Annotated in this window: 3 protein-coding genes; all 3 read left to right on the top strand. The window is 58.7% G+C overall.

Annotated features, from left to right (window positions below; genetic code table 11):
* Window positions 1-144 precede the first annotated feature (144 nt).
* The 3 genes from ACFXK0_RS29020 (at window position 145) to ACFXK0_RS29010 (ending at window position 1,520) form a co-directional block, all read left to right on the top strand.
* Entirely contained in the window at window positions 145-666 is a 522-nt protein-coding gene (locus ACFXK0_RS29020; protein ID WP_379414270.1) for a DUF3558 domain-containing protein, read from the top strand.
* A gap of 28 nt (window positions 667-694) precedes the next feature.
* Window positions 695-1,087: a hypothetical protein gene (locus ACFXK0_RS29015; RefSeq protein WP_379414269.1), complete on the top strand. Its 393-nt coding sequence runs from the start codon at window positions 695-697 to the stop codon at window positions 1,085-1,087.
* A 193-nt stretch (window positions 1,088-1,280) separates the two neighbouring features.
* Window positions 1,281-1,520 carry an antitoxin gene (locus ACFXK0_RS29010; protein ID WP_379414268.1) on the top strand — a complete coding sequence of 80 codons (240 nt, stop codon included), beginning with the start codon at window positions 1,281-1,283 and terminating at the stop codon, window positions 1,518-1,520.
* Window positions 1,521-1,660: the final 140 nt, after the last annotated feature.

The raw sequence follows: 1,660 nt of genomic DNA, 5'->3' as shown, positions 1-1,660 counted from the left end.
ACAACTCGTCGGGCACCAGCCGCCTCGACAAGGCGTCGGTCACGGCCAACGATTATGCAGCACAAGCGATCACATCACGAAACTCACGACGTGAGGCACGGTCTAAGATATCGAGTGAGCGTTGCGCGGATCTAGGAGAGACTGATGCGACTGGTCGGAATGGCTACTGTGGGGTGCGCTGTGCTTGCGCTGATGGGGTGCTCGAAGGCGGTGGATGGGCAGCCTGAAGCCAGTGGGGCTCCGTTGACGACGGAACAGCTGTTCGATCCGTGCACGGTGCCGGACAGCGCGGTAATCGCGGCGGGGGGCGATCCGGCATCGAAGGATGACAATCCATTTTCGGTGGGTAGGGAGGATTGGAAAGGGTGTGATTGGGATGCTGACGGCTATTACATCGGGCTCATTGCGACTACCCACACGCTTGACGAATTCCGAACGAACGATCGTTTCAGCGACTTCCGGGACATCACGGTTGGCGGGCGGACCGCTGTGCAGCACTACGTTGGTTCACAGATACCTCCGAACGAATGCCAGATTACTTTCGACACCGCGCAGGGGCGAGTATCTGTGTCTGCCTTGAGGTTCCTGAGTAGTAAGTCGACCACCGACCCGTGCCAGTGGGTGTCCGCAGCGGCTCCTCATTTCTTGGAATTTATCCCACGGTAGTACCCATATATGAAGTAAGGACTCTGCAATGGCTGACACAAATGGTATGGCGCAACAGTTCAAGACGCTCGCCGGTGAGGCAGCTGCCGGTCGGCTAATTATTGAATATGACGCCGCTGAACGGTGTGCCAAGTGGTGTGAAGACTATATAAATGACCTCAATGACCTCGCGCGGAGGACGCAGCGTATGGTTACGGTGGATTCATTCGGTGATCTCAATTCTGCCAAAGCTCTGGGTAGGAAGTTTGCTGAACTTGCCGAAGGTGGTGAGGGGTCTGGATCGTATTTTGATGCCGCTCGGCAACACATCGAGATACTCACTCAGATGGCCGATATGTACCGCAAAGCTGGCGCTGCCTACAAGAACTGTGATGAGGCGACGCAATTGGCCATCCGAAATCAGTCCAACAAGCTCGACTGACTGTCGCGACGCCGGGTCAGGCCTGCTACGTCGATAGGTGTCCTGTCGGCGGAGCCAAATCTCGGCGTCTGTGTCAGGCAGCGATCTCGCGGACCGGGGTGCGCTGGTCCGACTGTGGAGTTGGGGGCTGTGGTCGGTCGAACTGTCTGCTGCCCACACATCGACAGCGCTGTTTCAGCGCTATAATAGCGCTATGGCTACGATCCAGATCAGAGACCTACCGGACGAAGTCGCTGAGGTGTTTCGTCGGCGGGCCGAGGCTGCGGGGATGTCGTTGCAGGCGTATATGCGCCGTGAGTTGATTGCTACGGCCCGGCGTCGGTCGAAGGCTGAGACGATGGCGGCGATCCGGGAGGCGCTCGAGCGTGACAGCAAGCCCGGTGCCGACCGGGACTCGATCCTGGCGGCCTTGGAGGACGCGCGTGGCGAGTGACGAGTACGTCATCGACGCATCGGCGGCGTCGACTGCGATTCTGCGTAAGAGCCCCTAACAGGTTCGGTCAGGTAGCGATGAGACCCACTGTCGTGCAGTATGTTTCGCCGTGGCGGCGCCGTGGATCGTGGATGATGAGT

It is taken from the genome of Nocardia sp. NPDC059177 (assembly GCF_042755165.1).
Taxonomy (GTDB): domain Bacteria; phylum Actinomycetota; class Actinomycetes; order Mycobacteriales; family Mycobacteriaceae; genus Nocardia.
The sequence above is the reverse complement of the archived record's forward strand: the minus strand, read 5'-3'. Positions and strand labels throughout refer to the sequence as shown.

What these genes read in the sequence shown, in the direction of transcription:
- ACFXK0_RS29010 (WP_379414268.1), top strand. Translation starts at nt 1,281, where the DNA reads ATGGCTACGATCCAGATCAGAGACCTACCGGACGAAGTCGCTGAGGTG.
- ACFXK0_RS29015 (WP_379414269.1), top strand. Translation starts at nt 695, where the DNA reads ATGGCTGACACAAATGGTATGGCGCAACAGTTCAAGACGCTCGCCGGT.
- ACFXK0_RS29020 (WP_379414270.1), top strand. Translation starts at nt 145, where the DNA reads ATGCGACTGGTCGGAATGGCTACTGTGGGGTGCGCTGTGCTTGCGCTG.